The sequence below is a fragment of the Janthinobacterium sp. GMG1 genome, from assembly GCF_034427795.1.
Classification (GTDB): domain Bacteria; phylum Pseudomonadota; class Gammaproteobacteria; order Burkholderiales; family Burkholderiaceae_D; genus Janthinobacterium.
In genome coordinates this window covers 374,921-390,138 of the sequence record NZ_JAXQNT010000002.1, presented here as the reverse complement: position 1 = coordinate 390,138, position 15,218 = coordinate 374,921, and the positions used below count along the sequence as shown (strand labels likewise).

The following is a 15,218-nucleotide window of genomic DNA, read 5'->3' as shown; positions in this document are numbered from 1 at the left end:
AAAGCAGAAACAAAAGGGAAAGTTAAGCACGCTTTCCCGCTGTCTGACACCCGTCTTGCTGGCATAAACCAACAAGTAGCCGTTTCTGATCGGCTAGTCAACAAATCGGGATGGCAATATAAAGCAAAGCGTGCCAAAATCAGCGACGAAAACGGCCCATGTCGTTCGCCTGTCATGAAATGCTGGCAAACTGCCGCTGGCCGCATGCCAGGCATGCAACCGATCCACCCAACACGCCTGTTGACGCGCGCATAGCGCGACTGGCATAGAGCGGTAAAAAGTTATCAACATGGCACCTTAGCCGGCCGGTAGTCCTGGCTTTCGCCGGCAAGCCAAGGTCGCACGCAGTACAGCGGGACAGCAATGCCAAGCGGAACCTGTACAGTTGCTCGGTATCGCCGCATCAACTGATCAATTTGAAAACTCTGTCGTATCGAAGGTAAGCGAAGTTATGACCAAAACTAATAAATCGACCCCGGCCGCCAACCAAGACATCCCTCTCATCAGCGAAGACCAAATTCGCGCCATGAGCGAAGATGACTACATGAATCCGGCACAACTGGCATTCTTCAAGGCGCGCCTGCAGCAGCTCGAAAAAGACCTGCTGAAAAACGCCGGCGAAACCACGGAACACTTGCGTGAAACCGTGCTCGTACCGGACCCTGCCGACCGCGCCACCATCGAGGAAGAGCATGCGCTGGAACTGCGCACGCGCGACCGCGAACGCAAATTGCTGAAGAAAGTGCAGCAATCGATCGCCAGCATCGACGCCGGCGACTATGGCTGGTGCGAAGAAACGGGCGAGCCTATCGGCATCCCGCGCCTGATCGCCCGTCCAACGGCCACCCTGTCGCTGGAAGCCCAGCAACGGCGCGAACTGAAGCAAAAGCTGTACGGCGACTGATCACCCGCCCCTTGCGCGGCCGTCCCGGCGGCTGCGCGATGGCGCATAAAAAAGCACACAACCTTCGGTTGCGTGCTTTTTTTTCGTCCTGCGCCGACTACACTGAAGCAGGCACTGCAGCGGCAAGTGCCGCTTGCAATTGCCTTTTCCATCCCCACTTTTGAGCCATGGGCGCGCAATCGCATGGCCTTGCACGCATCGGCACGAATCTTTTGAGGTCACTATGGAACAATTTCACGGCACCACCATCCTCTGCGTCCGGCGCGGCAAGCAAGTCGCCCTGGGCGGCGACGGCCAGGTAACGCTGGGCAACATCGTCATGAAGGGCACGGCCCGCAAAGTGCGTAAGTTGTATCAGGGCAAGGTCCTGGTCGGCTTTGCCGGCGGCACCGCCGACGCTTTTACCCTGCTCGACCGGTTTGAAGGCAAGCTGGAAAAACACCAGGGCAATCTGCTGCGCGCCTCCGTCGAACTGGCCAAGGACTGGCGCACCGACCGCGTGCTGCGCCGCCTGGAAGCGATGCTGCTGGTGGCCGACAGCGAGTCGACCCTGGTCATCACGGGCAATGGCGACGTGCTGGAACCGGAAGACGGCATTGGCGCCATCGGCTCGGGCGGCACCTATGCCCAGTCCGCCGCCAAGGCGCTGCAGGAAAACACGGACTTGTCGCCGGCCGAAGTGGTCAAGAAGTCGCTGACCATCGCCGCGGAACTCTGCATTTACACGAACATGTCGCACATCATCGAGACGCTGGATTAAGCGTCCCCGAGCAAAGATAGAAAGCCAACTATGATCATGAACATGACCCCGTCGGAAATCGTTACCGAACTCGACAAGCACGTGGTGGGCCAGGCCAAAGCCAAGCGCGCCGTCGCCATCGCCCTGCGCAACCGCTGGCGCCGCCAGCAGGTGGCCGAGCCCCTGCGCCATGAAATCACACCCAAGAACATCCTCATGATCGGCCCCACGGGCGTCGGCAAGACGGAAATCGCGCGCCGCCTGGCCAAGCTGGCCGAGGCGCCGTTCATCAAGATCGAAGCGACCAAATTCACGGAAGTCGGTTATGTGGGGCGCGACGTCGACACCATCATCCGCGACCTGATCGACATCGGCATCAAGCAGACGCGCGCGCTGGAAATGAAGAAAGTGCGCGCACGCGCCGAAGATGCGGCCGAAGACCGCGTCATCGACATCCTCGTGCCGCCGGCGCGCGACTTCGGCTTCACGCCGAATACGGCAGCGGCCGTGGACAGCGGCAGCAGCAGCGGCGACAGCACGCGCCAGACCTTCCGCAAGCGCTTGCGCCAGGGCGAGCTCGATGACAAGGAAATCGAGATCGAACTGGCCGAGGCAGGCCCGCAGATGGAAATCATGGCGCCGCCGGGCATGGAAGAAATGACGGAGCAGATCAAGTCCATGTTTTCGGGCGTGGGCGGGCAGCGCAAGAAGGCGCGCAAGGTCAAGATCAAGGAAGCCTTGAAACTGCTGGTCGAAGAAGAAGCGGCCAAGCTGCTCAACGAAGATGAGCTGAAGCAGAAGGCCATCCAGAACGTCGAGCAGAACGGCATCGTCTTCCTCGATGAAATCGACAAGATCGCCTCGCGCTCGGAATCGGGCGGCGCCGACGTTTCACGCGCGGGCGTGCAGCGCGACCTGCTGCCACTGGTCGAGGGCACGACCGTCAACACCAAGTACGGCATGATCCGCACGGACCACATCCTGTTCATCGCCTCGGGCGCGTTTCACCTGTCGAAACCGTCGGACCTGATCCCCGAACTGCAGGGCCGCTTCCCCATCCGCGTGGAACTGGAATCGCTGTCGATCTCGGACTTCGAGCGCATTCTCACCAGCACCGATGCCTGCCTGACGATGCAGTACGAAGCCTTGCTGGCGACGGAAAACCTGAAACTGCAATTCGCGCCGGAAGGCATCACGCGCCTGGCCGAAATCGCCTATTCGGTAAACGAGCGCACGGAAAACATCGGCGCGCGCCGCCTGCACACGGTGATGGAAAAACTGCTGGAAGAAGTGTCGTTTACGGCCAGCGAAGGCAGCAGCACCACGGAAAACCTGCTGGTGATCGACGCTGCCTACGTCAACGAACGCCTGGAAGCGCTGTCGGTCAACGAGGACCTGTCGCGCTACGTGCTGTAGGAAGGAAGGGAGAAACCGATGGCAAACAAGGCATTGGCGACGCGGCAGAAAATGCAGTTCCGCGTCGAACCCTCGCAAAAACCGCGCAATCCGGTCGCCACTGCCGCCCTGCAGCGCGCCGCCGGAGCGCACGTGAAGACCGTGTCAGGCCAGCGCCAGCAGGAAAAACGCCTGCTGGCGAAATTGCTGTTGAAAGTCGAAACGGACAACTAGGCCGCCCGCGGACACCCTTTTCATAGGGCGTCCGCCATCAGGCCACTCTGTGCCGCAGCAGCATCCCCTTAGAAACGGTAGGACGCGCCCAGCGAAAACATGTCGACCTTGGTCGTTTGCTTGCTGTTGTACTTGACCGGCACGCGGTCCCAGTCAAGGTGCAGCGACCAGTTCTGGTTCAGCGCATACGCCGCGCCGATGCCGTAGGTCAGGCCGATCTTGCTCTTCTTGTCCGAACCGCCGCCCAGATAATCGACCTTGCCCTGCGTGTAGGCAGCGCCGGCGCGTCCGCTCAGTGTAAACGCGTCAAACTGGTAACCGAGCACGCCCTGCATGCCGAGGCCCGTGAACTTGCCGCGGCCCGCGCGCTTGCCGGCGCCCGTGTCGAAACCGGATTTGACCTCGCCACCCGTGTACCCCACCAGCTCAATCGAAGGCAGGGCCACGCCGCCCTGAAACGGCAGCGCGTCGAAACTGTAACCCAGGTAGGCCTTGCCATTGCGCTTGCTGCTCTTGTCGCAATCGCTTTGTCCGGCGATGCAATCGAGGCCGGTGCTGGCGCGAAAGCCATAGCTGGCGCCCGCATAGAACGGACCCGGTGCCGGTTCGGCTGCGGCGGCATGCAGGGGAGCGATGGCGGCCAGCGCCAGCAGCGCTGCTGAAAAATGAAATTTGGAGAACATGGATAACCTCTACAAGTGGATGGATTGCCTGGTTGTAGCGCGCTGCGCGAGCCACAAGCGGGAGTGTCATCGCTTTCGCCGAAAAGTACTATCACCTTGTGCAAAGTGCCATTAACGGCTACATTCGGTACCGTCAACCGCTACCAAACTTGCATAAAGGAACTATCGTGAGTTCACCTGAACTGGTTTTGCGCGTGCTGCGCACCCAACTGCGCGCCGCCGGCATCACCTACAAGGTATTGGCCGAACGCATCGGCATGAGCGAATCGAGCGTCAAGCGCATGTTTGGCCAGCACGACATGTCGCTGTCGCGCCTGGCCCTGATCTGCAAGGCCTCGGGCATCGCCATGGAAGATGTGCTGCGCGGCGCGGCCGACATCACGCCGCATGCCGACACGCTCACCTTGGTGCAGGAAAAGTCGCTGGTCGCGCATCCGCGCCTGCTGCTGGTGGCGATCTGCTGCCTCGGCCACTGGAGCCTGGAGCAGGTGGTGGAAACGTATGCGCTGACGCAGGCCGAATGCATCGGCTGCCTGGCCGAACTGGATCGCCTGGGCTTGATCGAACTCAAGCCCCTGAACCGCTACAGCCTGCGCGTCTCGAACGCCTTCCACTGGCTGGCCGACGGCCCGGTGCAGCAGTACTTCCGCGAACACGTGGTGGCCGATTATTTCAGCGGGCATTTTGACGGCGCCGGCGAAACCCTGATGTGCATCCCGGCGCGCCTGTCGCTGTCGAGCGCGCAGGAGCTGGTGCAAAAGATCCGCCAGCTGGCCGAGGAACTGGCGCGCCTGCACCAGAACGACCGGCGCCTGGCACCCGCCGAGCGCGACGGCTTTACCCTGCTGCTGGGCTTTCGCTCATGGGAATTTGCCGCCTTCACGGCCCTGCGCCGCAGTACGGCCGCCCCTGCGGCGCCCTACCAGACCGGCCCCAGGAACAGATAAAGCGTGCTCTCGCCGCCCTTGGTCGCGCCCGCCGCCACATACACGGGACCGAAGCGCGTGTCGACGGACACAAAGGCGCTGCTCGCCTGAGTGAATTTGCTGCTTTTCCAGCGCTCGCTCTGATCGAAGCCTCCGCCCATCTCCAGCGAAAAGCCGGCCCGCACCACGCCGCCCAGGGTGCTCGGCAGGGAACCGATGCGGCGAGCCATCACGAAGCGCGCGAAGGCGATACTGCGTCCTCTCACCGATTCAAATTCCGTGCCGGACAAGCGCAGGAAACCACCGAGATTGAGCGGCGCTTCGTCACGCTGTGAGCGCGCCCATTCGCCATACACGTGACCGGCCCAGTTGCCGCGGCCAAAGGCCTTCAGGCCCGTGATGGACGATTGGCCCAGGGCCGCCTCGCCCACCCCCGTGGTCGTATCGCGCGCCCAGGTGGCCTCAAGCAGGACGCCGCGCGTGGGAAAGCCCGGCGAATCGAGCGTATCAGCGCGGAATCGCACGAACTGCGTGGTGCCCAGCGCGCGCGACTCCGGCTGCGTAGGGTCGGCCGGAATCGCCAGCTTGCCCTTGACTTCCGTACGAGCGACGCCGAACTGCAGATCGCCCCAGGTACCGAACTGGCGTCCCAGCACCAGTGCAGCTGTCTGGCCGTTATAGGCCAGGCGGGCGTTGCGCCGGCCCTTGTCGAACAAATCTATCGCCGACGAAGTGTATTGCAGCTGCGGCGCGATATACCACGGGTTGCCGGCCCCCAGCGGCTGCCAGAACTGCAGGCCATAGCCGCGCGTATTACCGATCTGCGCCGTGCTGCGCAACTCGCCGCCCCAGCTGTTCAGGTTCGAGCGCGCATGCAGCAGCTTCAGGGCGAAATTATTGCTGTCCCTGAAATCGCTGGCCAGTTCCAGGCCCACGCGCAGGCGGTTGCTGGCCCATGGCGCTTCGACCGCCTTGATGGTGACGGCGCGCTGGTCGCCGGAATCGACCACTTCCGTCTCCACGCGCGCCACGTCGCCGCGGCCATACAGCCTGGCCGCCGCCTTGAGCACATCTTCCTGGCTGACCGACTGTCCTTCCACCAGGCCCGATTGCGCCTGCAGGATGCGCGGATTGATATCGCCTTCGCTCTCCACGGCCAGGCGCGTGAGCGGCAGGGCCACGTCCAGCAGGGCCGGAGCGGCCAGGCGCAGCTGCTCGCGCGCCGCGTACTGCTCCGGCGGCAGGGCCAGCGGCGCCAGACGGGCGGCCAGGGCCTGCGCCGCCTGCTCGCCGGCACGCATGGCGCGCGCATAGTTTTCAAAGTCGAGGAAACTGACGCCCGTCAAATCCGGCGCCACCAGGATATCCTGCGCCTGCAGTTCCTTGAGGGAGCGCTGCACGTTCTGCTCCGTGAGGATTTGCAGCATCTGCTGCGCCACGCCGATGGCGCTGCCCAGGTCTTTTTCCGGCGCCAGCGGCGTGCCCACGTTGACGGCGATGATGATGTCGGCGCCCATGGCGCGCGCCATGTCGACGGGCAGGTTGCGCACCAGCCCCCCATCGACCACCAGCCGGTTATTCACGCGCACGGGCGCAAACACGCCCGGCACGGCCAGCGAAGCGCGCATCGACAGGAACAGGGGCGTGTCCACCAGTTCCACCAGCTCGCCATTGACCAGGTCCGACGCCACAGAACGGAAAGGCAGCGGCAGCTGGCTGGCGGGGCGGTCGCGCATGCCGGCCGGCAGCAGCCGGTTCAAGGCCATCTCCAGTGCCGCATTACTGGCCGCGGCCGGCGGCGTGGAAATGCCATTGTGGCTCACACCAAACTCGATGCGCGACGGCAGCAACAAATCTTCCTCGCGGCGGCGGAACGCCAGTTCGTCGCGCGGCGGCCGGTCAGCCACCACGCGCGCCCAGTTGGTCTCGCGCGCCATCTTTTCCAGGTCCGCCACGGAAGCGCCGGCCGCATACGCGCCGCCCACCACGCCACCCATGCTGGTGCCGACCACCATGTCGATCGGCACATGCAGCTCCTGCAGCACTTTCAATACGCCGATATGCGCGAGGCCGCGCGCGCCGCCACCCGACAGCACCAGGGCGATGCGCGGACGCGCCGCCACGGGTACGGGAACGGCCAGCGGGGCAACGGAGGCAGAGGCAGTGGCGGCAGCGGGGATGTCGGCTGCGGCAGCTGGCGGCAAGGCGCACAGCGCCGCCACGCAGCCCGCCAGGACGGCACGGATCGGGAACATGAAGACTCCTGTGGCGATGGCGGCATGGCGCCATCGGCAAAATACGATAAAAACAGCGTTAATTCGACGGCGGCGGCACGCTGCCGCTCACTTGCGGCGTCGGCATCATGGTCGCCGGCCGCTGCTGCTCCATCGGCAGCGGCGGCGGCACCAAATTCGATGCCGGCGCAGGGGCCGCGGCCGGCGTTGGGGTGGCGGACACTTGCCCCGGCAAGGCCAGCGCCTTGTCGTCGGCCACCAGGTCGATGCGCTTGCTCACGCCGCCGTCACGCAGCAGCACGTGGCGCGCATGCACCTCCAGCACCGTCACGCCGGGCACTACCTCGGCGCCTTCCGGCAAGGCCACGGAAGGCTTGCCATCGGTCGAAATGATGGCCACGCTGCCGCGACCATTACCGGCGGCCACCACGCCCTTGAGCTGGTAGTTGCTGGCCGTGGCCACGCTGACCTGGCCGCCGAACAGCGAAGCGCCCGCCTCCACGCTGGCATCCTGCACCACCGGATTGGGGGGCGGATTGATGGGGCGTTGCGGCGCCTTGAACAGCTGCATGGCCCAGTAGGCCAGCGACACGGACAGCGCCACGACGGCGAGCAAACTTGTAACTTGAGGCAAACGCTTCATGGCTTCCTTGGATTCTTATCTTACGAGCTGATTGATTTCGATAATCGGCATCAGCACGGCCAGCACGATCAGCAGCACCACCACGCCCATGGCCAGGATCAGGGCCGGCTCCAGCAGGCCGGCAATCGTCAGGGTGCGGCGTTCCAGGTCCTGCTCCTGCGCGCTGGCGGCGCGTTCCAGCATGGCCGGCAGCTCGCCCGTGATTTCGCCGGCGCGTATCATGTGGATCAGCATGGGCGGAAAATGCTTTTGCGCCGACAGCGCGCGCGCCAGGCTGACGCCTTCGCGCACGGCGCCGCTGGCCTCGGCCACCAATTCCTGCATCGCCACGTTGGTCAAGGTGTCGCGGCTGGTGTCGAGCGCGCGCAGGATCGGCACGCCGGAACCCGTGGTAATGGCCAGGGTGCTGGCGAAACGCGCCGTATTCAGGCTGCGCTCAAATTTCCCATACAAAGGCGCCGTCAGCAGCCAGGTATGCCAGCGGCGTTTCAGGGCCGGTTGCTGCAAGGCGCGGCGCCAGGCAAACCAGGCGCCGGCCAGGATCACGGCCACGATGAGGCCATAGTTGCGCACGAAGTCCGACAGCGCCAGCATGATCATGGTGAGCATGGGCAGCTTCTGCTTGGTGTTGGCAAACACGGAAACGATCTGCGGCACCACGTAGGTGAGCAGGAAGATCACGATGGAAAACGCCACCACCGTGACGATGGCCGGATACGTAAACGCCAGCTTGACCTTCTGCACCAGCGCATTGCGCCGCTCGATGTAGTCGGCCAGGCGCGAGAGCACGCGCGACAGATGGCCGATCTGTTCGCCCGACGCCACCAGCGCCCGGTAAATTTCCGCGAAGTCGCGCGGATGGCGCGCCAGCACGTCGGAAAACGCGGCGCCGCCGATCACTTCCGAGCGGATCGAGGCGATCAGGTCGCGCAGATACGGCCGCTCGGCCTGTTCCAGCAGGGCGGAAAAGGCCTGCTCCAGCGGCAGGCCCGCTTCCAGCAAACTGGCCAGCTGGCGCGTAAACAGGGCCAGCTCGGTGCTGGACAGGCGCTCGCCGAAGCCGCGCCGTTTGGTGACGCCCGCGGCGTCGACCTGCGCGGTGATCGGCTCGACGGCCAGCGGCACCAGGCCTTGCACGCGCAGCTCGGCGCGCGCGGAACGGGGACTGTCGGCATTGAGCACGCCCTTGCGGGTGGCGCCTTGCGCGTCGACGGCTTCATAGCGGAATGCGGGCATGGTGGCGGGCCTAGTCTTTGGTCACGCGCAGCAATTCAGCCTGCGTGGTGGTGCCGTCGCGCAGCCAGCGTTCGCCGTCGTCGCGCATGCTCGTCATGCCGTCCTGCAGGGCCACCGCGCGCACTTCCGCTTCCGACGCGCGGTTGTGGATCTGCGCGCGGATCTGCTCCGTCGTGCGCAGCAGCTCATACACGCCCACGCGGCCCTGGTAGCCCGTCTGGCCGCAATGCTCGCAACCGACCGCCTGCCAGTATTGCCCGTCGAAGGTTTTGCACGAACCGCACAACTTGCGCACCAGGCGCTGCGCCAGCACGCCGAGCAGGGACGAGGACAGCAGGAACGGCTCGATGCCCATGTCGAGCAAACGCGTGACGGCCGCAGAGGCGTCGTTCGTGTGCAAAGTCGCCAGCACCAGATGGCCCGTCAAGGATGCCTGCACGGCGATCTGCGCCGTTTCCAGGTCGCGGATCTCGCCGATCATGATCACATCGGGATCTTGCCGCAAAATCGCCCGCAGCGCCTTGGCAAATGTCATGTCGATGCGCGGATTGACTTGCGTCTGGCCGACACCGGCCAGGTCGTACTCGATCGGGTCTTCCACCGTCAGGATGTTCGTGGTGGTGGCGTTCAGCATCGACAGCGCCGCGTACAGGGTCGTCGTCTTGCCCGAGCCGGTGGGGCCCGTGACGAGCACGATGCCGTGCGGCTGCGTGATCAGGCCGTCGAACTGCCCCAGCATGGGCGCGCTCATGCCCAGGTGCTGCAGGTCGAGGCGCCCCGCTTCCTTGTCCAGCAAACGCAATACGGCCCGTTCGCCATGCCCGGTGGGCAGGGTCGAGACGCGCACGTCGACGGGTTTGCCGCCCACGCGCAGGGTGATGCGGCCGTCCTGCGGCAAGCGCTTTTCGGCGATATCGAGCTGCGCCATGATCTTGATGCGCGAAATCAGCGAGCCGTGGATGGCCTTGCGGGGGCGCACCACGTCGCGCAGGCTGCCGTCGATGCGAAAGCGCACAACGGAGGTCTGCTCGAACGGCTCGATGTGGATATCGGACGCGCCTTCGCGCAGCGCCTGCGTCAGCAGCGCGTTGATCATGCGGATGACGGGCGCGTCGTCGGACGATTCCAGCAAATCCTCGATGGCCGGCACGTCCTGCAGCAGCTTGGTCAGATCGAGGTCGGCGTCGAATTCATCGGCCATCTGCGACGCGTCGCCGCCGCCGCCCGCGTAGGCGCCGGCAATGGCCGCATCGAGTTCGCCGCGCGGCAGCACCGTCAGCTGGACCTGGCCGAAACGGCGCGACACTTCGGCAATCGCCGCCGGCGCCGTCGATGCGGCCACCAGCACCTCGACGGGGGCGCCGTCGACGGCGCCGGGCCGGGCCAGCAAGCCGAAATCGCGCGCGTAGGCGTAGGGAAGCAGATTACTCATGGCTGTCCCATCACTTCTGCGGCTGCTGCGGTTGTTGCTGATATTGCTGCAGCAGCGACTGCGGCGGCGTGGCCGCGTTGGCCGGCGCGCCTGGCGGCGGCGTCGGTGCCGGCGGCACGGGACGCGTCACCATGTTGCCGCCCACCGGCTGGCCATCCTGCAAGGCAGGCAGCACGGGCGTGCCCAGGTCTTTCAGCATCAGATTGCCCGTAGCCGGCACGGCGGCCGTCTCGGCCGAACGCATGTAGTCGTAGCGGTCGGCCGCCAGGCTGCCGCTCTGCTCCTTGTTGCGCACGATGACAGGGCGCAGGAAGATCATCAGATTGGTTTTCTTGCGCTCGCGCGTCTGGTACTTGAACAGGTTGCCGATCAGGGGAATGTCGCCCAGGCCGCGCACTTTTTCCGCGTTGTCGCCCGTGCTGTCCTCGATCAGGCCACCGAGCACGATGATCTGGCCGTCGTCGGCCAGCACATTGTTCTCGATCACGCGGTTGTTGATGGTGATGCCGCTGACGGCTGTCGACGTGGATTTGTCGACGCTCGACGTCTCATGATAGATGCCCAGCTTGATGGTGCCGCCTTCGGAAATCTGCGGACGCACCTTCAGGGTCAGGCCCACTTCCTTGCGGTCGATGGTCTGGAACGGATTCGTGTTGGTGCCGGCCGTGCTGGTGTACTGGCCCGTCAGGATAGGCACGTTCTGGCCCACCTTGATGGTCGCCAGCTCGTTGTCCAGGGTGATCAGGTTCGGCGTCGACAGGATGTTCGCGTTGCCGTCCGATTCCAGCGCATGCGCCACGGCGCCCAGGCCCAGCGCGCCGTTGATCTGCTTGAAGATGCCCAGGGTCAGGCCGCCCGTCGGCAGCACCTTGCCGCCGCCCAGCGCCAGCTTGGCGATATTGTTGTCGGTGCCGCCGGCGAACGACTGCAGCGCGCCCACGCGGTAGCTGCTGCTGCTGTCGCCGGAAAGCCCCAGCCACTGCACGCCGAACTCGGACGCCTTGGCCGACGTCACTTCGACGATCAGCGCCTCGATGTAGACCTGGGCGCGGCGCACGTCGAGCTGGTCGATCACGGCGCGCAGGTTGCGGTAGACGGCCTCGTTGCAGGTCAGGATCAAGGTATTCGTCGATGCGTCGGCCTGGATGAAACCGGCCGCGCCGCCCGACGACAGCTGCTGCGGCCCGTTGCTCAGCGAAGCGCCGCCCGTGGTGCCGCTTTGCGTATTGCCGCCCAGGCCAGTGCTGTTCATGCCGCCGCCCTGGTTATTCTGGTTATTCGTATTCAGGCTGTTGTTGCTCGGCTGCTGCGCCGAGGCGGCCGTGCCGTCCGACGTCACCACCGAACGCAGGGTTTGCGCCAGCTTGGTGGCGTCCGCATTTTTCAGGTACACCACGTGCACATTGCCCAGCTGCGTGGTCGGCTGGTCCAGCTTCGAGATCAGCGACTTGGCCAGGTTGGCGCGCGCCGCCGACGGCGCGCGCAGCACCAGCGAATTGGTGCGCGGGTCGGCCAGCACGGACACCTTGCCCGCGTCGCCCCCTGCGGCGCCGGCCGCATTCCCGCCTTCCATCAGTTTATTCACCATCGAGGCCAGGTCGGACGCGATGGCATAGCGCACGGGAATCACGTCCAGGTCCGTCGAGGCGGGCACGTCGAGCGCGGCGATGATCTTCGCCAGGCGCTTGAGGTTATCCGCGTAATCGGTGATCACCAGCGAGTTGTTGCCCGGGTTGGCGTTGATCGTGTTGTTCGGCGAGATCAGGGGGCGCAGCACGGCCAGCAGGTTGGCCGACGATTCGTAGTTCAGGTAAAACACCTGCGTGGCGATCTGGTCGCCCTTCACCTGGCTGGCGCCGTTGCCCACCTGGGTCGGCACGGATTGCAGCTTGGCGTCCGCTTCCGGCACCACTTTCGCATAGCCGTCGCCGGAAACCACCGCATAGCCCTGCAGGCGCAAGGCCGAGGCCAGCAGCGCGAACGCCTGCGTCTTGCTGATCGATTTTTCCGACACCAGCGTGATCGTGCCCTTGACGCGCGGGTCGATGACGAAATTGATGTTGGTGTAATGGCCCACCGCCTTGATCACCGACTCGATGTCGGCGCCGACGAAATTGAGCGCCGCGTCATCGCCGGGCGCGGCCCAGAGGGGCGCCGGCATGCCGGCCACGGAACAGCACAGCAAGGCGGCGGCCGACAGGCGGCGCAGCGAGAAGGAGGAGGTAATGGGGCTCACGGATGGTTTTTTCATTGTCTGAACTCTAAGGCGATGATGTTTTTTTCGCTATTGCTACGGCGCTGTCCCAGCAAATTCAACAAACTCGCCAAGGTCTCTTCATATCCTGCTGCGGCCTGGGCCTGGCCGGAAAACTGCATGCGCCCCTGATTCAGGCTGCCGCTGCCGTCGAGCAGCAGCGGTCCCTTGATGGAGCGCAAGGTCAATGTCGCCTGCTGCCCCTGCCAATCGAAATCAAGCTCGTAACTGCCCAACGGACGCAAGGACGACAGGCGCGAGGCCATGTCCGTCATCTGCAAGGTCGTGCGCCCGACTGCGGAAAACTGCTGTTGTTCCAGTGCCAGCTGCAAGGTGCTCCACGACAGGCGCATGCTGCCCGTCGGCGCCACGGTATTTAACGGTGCACCGAGGCCGCCCAGGCCATCGGCCGGCAGCAGCAGGGCCGCCGGGCTGACTTGCCAGTGCGACCACGAGCCGCGCAAATTGACGGCCTGCGACAGCGCCTGCGCATTCTGCAATTCCACGTCCACCGATCCCCACAGCACCGACGGCGAAATGCGCCAGCTGAAGCGCCCCGGCAGCAGCGGCGTCACGGCGCCATTCGCGCTGGCCGCCCCGCCGACAAAGGCCGAGCCGCGCCACAGGGTACCTTGCGCGTCGCCCAAGGTCAAACGTCCGCCCGTCTGCTTTTCCACGAGACTGGCCACCCAGGCGGCGGGGAAGAATACCAGCAGGGTGACGCAGACGCTGACGATGATGGCCAGCAGCCAGCCAAGCAAGCGCATCATCGCGCCGCGCCCGGGCTCTGGTGCAGGCTCAAACTGGCGTCGACCAAGCCCGCCTTGCCCTGCGCCGTGATCTTCGCTTCCTGCACCGCCACGCGGCCTTCGCGGCGCAAGCCATCGAGCCACAGCATGACGCTGGCGAACGGCACGCCGTTCAATTGCACGCGCGCGTATTCTCCCGTCAGCGACAGCGATTGCGGCGCCAGGCCGCGCGCCTTCAGCGACGCATCGAGGCTGTCACGGCTCATCGGCGCCACCTGCACGGGCGCCTGGCGCGCCAGGTCGCCCGCTTCACGTGCCAGCGCCTGCAGCTGGGCCGCATTCTGGCGCAGCTCGGGCAAGCTCTTTTGCAAGGCGATGCGGCCCGTCCAGGCCGGCTCGAAAAACACGGCGTAGACGAGGGCCAGCCCCGCCACCACGCCGCCGATGGTCAAGAGCTTGCGCTCCTGCTGCGTGCGTTCGGCCCAGAAGGCCTGCACATTTTGCTGTTGTCCCGCCAGCGCGGCGCGCGCCTTGTTGACTGCTGCACTCATGCTTTTGCTCCCGTGGCCGGCGTGATCTTCCACACGCCCGGCGCCGTTTCATTCAAGGCCAGCTTGCGCGCGGCCAGGCCATCGCGCACCTGCGCCTGGGCGCTGGCGTCGACCATGTCCGGCTTCAGCCTGACGATCAGGCTGCGCTCGCGGTATTCCAGCGAAGCCACCACGCCGCGCCCGGCCAGGCCGCCCAGCGCCTCGCCCAGCGCCGCGCTCATGCTCGTGAAATCATCCATGCTGGCCTGCCCGCCCTGCAGGCGGGCCGCGGCGATATTGCGCCGCATCTGCTCCGCTTCCAGGCCATACACGGGTGCTTCGTTCGGATACGCGGCCTTGAAGGTTTGCTGCATCGAGGTGCGCACGGTGGCGGCCTCGCGCTTCAGGCGCATCCATTCGATATTCATGCCGGCCAGGTTGACGATCACGGCCAGCAGCGCCAGGCGCAGCGGCCAACGCCAGCGGCGCCATTCGGTGGCCGAGCCCGTCGCCGTGCCCAGGGCGCCGGCCAGGTCCAGTCCCGCGCCCTTGGCGCCGGCGATCCAGTGCGCCCAGTGGTCCAGCTCCACCGTCACACCCTCCATGCCGGCGGCCAGCTGTTGATAGTGCGCCAGCTCGGCCTGCGCCACATAGACCGTCAGCGGCACATCGCCGGCAAAGGCGCGCGTCGTCAGCAGCGCCTGCTGCGGCTGGGGCGGCAAGACCAGGCCCAGGCCCTCTTGCGGCGCCTGGCGCAAGGCCAGTTCCAGACCGTCGCCGCTTGCCTGCAAGGATGCCGTCACGCTGCCCGGCTGCAAGGGCAGGCACAGCTGCGACGGCAGCAGCGCCACCTTGCGCGCGCCCTGCGCCAGCAAGGCTTTCACGAGTACCTCGGCCCAGGCGCGCTGCGCCACGGCCACCGTGCGCATGCCGGCAGCGTCGGGCGCGCCGGCAGCCAGCAGGCAATCCTGCGCGTCGCCCAAAATGTGTTCTTCCACCAGGCCCGGCAAGGCTGCGCGCAAACGGGCGCCGGCCAGCGGCGGCATTTTCAGGCGCAGCAGGGTCACATCGGCCGCGGCCAGCAACAGCACCACCTGCTTCGCGCCGGCGATCAGCTGGCCCAGGCTGCCCAGCGGCGCGCTGCCCTGCTGCAACAAGGCGCCGCCGTCGCCGGCCAGCACGAAGGAGCAGGCAGGCGCGCTGTCGGTAGACGCCTTGGCCGGGTGACGGATATACAATATTGTCAAAGTGACTCGCTT

General features: G+C 65.3%; 14 protein-coding genes. 5 read left to right on the top strand and 9 right to left on the bottom strand.

Annotated features, from left to right (window positions below; translation table 11 throughout):
- The first annotated feature begins 451 nt into the window (after window positions 1–451).
- The 4 genes from dksA to SJI03_RS06775 all read left to right on the top strand — a co-directional run bounded on the left by dksA (window position 452) and on the right by SJI03_RS06775 (window position 3,272).
- A complete protein-coding gene (gene dksA / locus SJI03_RS06790; RefSeq protein ID WP_034753066.1) occupies window positions 452–904 on the top strand; it encodes an RNA polymerase-binding protein DksA in 453 nt (150 codons plus the stop codon).
- Between the two features lie 223 nt (window positions 905–1,127).
- Entirely contained in the window at window positions 1,128–1,664 is a 537-nt protein-coding gene (gene hslV / locus SJI03_RS06785; protein WP_010394217.1) for an ATP-dependent protease subunit HslV, read from the top strand.
- Between the two features lie 36 nt (window positions 1,665–1,700).
- On the top strand, window positions 1,701–3,059 hold the full coding sequence (hslU, locus tag SJI03_RS06780) for an ATP-dependent protease ATPase subunit HslU (RefSeq protein ID WP_322426640.1): 1,359 nt from the start codon (window positions 1,701–1,703) through the stop codon (window positions 3,057–3,059).
- Window positions 3,060–3,077: 18 nt separating this feature from the next.
- Window positions 3,078–3,272 (top strand): hypothetical protein, encoded by a 195-nt coding sequence (locus tag SJI03_RS06775; RefSeq protein ID WP_322426639.1) that lies wholly within the window; start codon window positions 3,078–3,080, stop codon window positions 3,270–3,272.
- Between the two features lie 68 nt (window positions 3,273–3,340).
- On the opposite strand, the gene SJI03_RS06770 is transcribed toward SJI03_RS06775, so the two are convergent.
- Complete coding sequence (locus tag SJI03_RS06770) at window positions 3,341–3,955, bottom strand: outer membrane protein (protein ID WP_099377867.1); 615 nt, start codon at window positions 3,953–3,955, stop codon at window positions 3,341–3,343.
- 167 nt (window positions 3,956–4,122) lie between these two features.
- Between SJI03_RS06770 and SJI03_RS06765 the strand changes: the two genes are divergently transcribed.
- Complete coding sequence (locus SJI03_RS06765) at window positions 4,123–4,902, top strand: helix-turn-helix domain-containing protein (protein WP_233516126.1); 780 nt, start codon at window positions 4,123–4,125, stop codon at window positions 4,900–4,902.
- On the opposite strand, the gene SJI03_RS06760 is transcribed toward SJI03_RS06765, so the two are convergent.
- From SJI03_RS06760 to gspL, 8 genes are read right to left on the bottom strand one after another with little or no spacing between them, the layout of a single operon-like run.
- Complete coding sequence (locus SJI03_RS06760) at window positions 4,875–7,136, bottom strand: patatin-like phospholipase family protein (RefSeq protein ID WP_322426638.1); 2,262 nt, start codon at window positions 7,134–7,136, stop codon at window positions 4,875–4,877. The two genes, SJI03_RS06765 and SJI03_RS06760, sit on opposite strands and share 28 nt — an antisense overlap.
- A gap of 58 nt (window positions 7,137–7,194) precedes the next feature.
- On the bottom strand, window positions 7,195–7,758 hold the full coding sequence (locus SJI03_RS06755; protein ID WP_322426637.1) for a type II secretion system protein N: 564 nt from the start codon (window positions 7,756–7,758) through the stop codon (window positions 7,195–7,197).
- Window positions 7,759–7,773: 15 nt separating this feature from the next.
- A complete protein-coding gene (gspF, locus tag SJI03_RS06750; RefSeq protein ID WP_322426636.1) occupies window positions 7,774–8,994 on the bottom strand; it encodes a type II secretion system inner membrane protein GspF in 1,221 nt (406 codons plus the stop codon).
- Between the two features lie 10 nt (window positions 8,995–9,004).
- Window positions 9,005–10,426, bottom strand: coding sequence for a type II secretion system ATPase GspE (gene gspE / locus SJI03_RS06745; protein WP_322426635.1), 1,422 nt, complete (start codon window positions 10,424–10,426; stop codon window positions 9,005–9,007).
- Window positions 10,427–10,436: 10 nt separating this feature from the next.
- Complete coding sequence (gene gspD, locus SJI03_RS06740) at window positions 10,437–12,677, bottom strand: type II secretion system secretin GspD (RefSeq protein ID WP_322426634.1); 2,241 nt, start codon at window positions 12,675–12,677, stop codon at window positions 10,437–10,439.
- On the bottom strand, window positions 12,674–13,450 hold the full coding sequence (locus SJI03_RS06735) for a type II secretion system protein N (RefSeq protein WP_322426633.1): 777 nt from the start codon (window positions 13,448–13,450) through the stop codon (window positions 12,674–12,676). The genes gspD and SJI03_RS06735 overlap by 4 nt, the downstream gene beginning before the upstream one ends.
- A complete protein-coding gene (gspM, locus tag SJI03_RS06730) occupies window positions 13,447–13,980 on the bottom strand; it encodes a type II secretion system protein GspM (protein WP_322426632.1) in 534 nt (177 codons plus the stop codon). Before gspM ends, SJI03_RS06735 begins: the two co-directional genes overlap by 4 nt.
- Window positions 13,977–15,206: a type II secretion system protein GspL gene (gspL, locus tag SJI03_RS06725; RefSeq protein ID WP_322426631.1), complete on the bottom strand. Its 1,230-nt coding sequence runs from the start codon at window positions 15,204–15,206 to the stop codon at window positions 13,977–13,979. Before gspL ends, gspM begins: the two co-directional genes overlap by 4 nt.
- Between the last annotated feature and the right edge of the window lie 12 nt (window positions 15,207–15,218).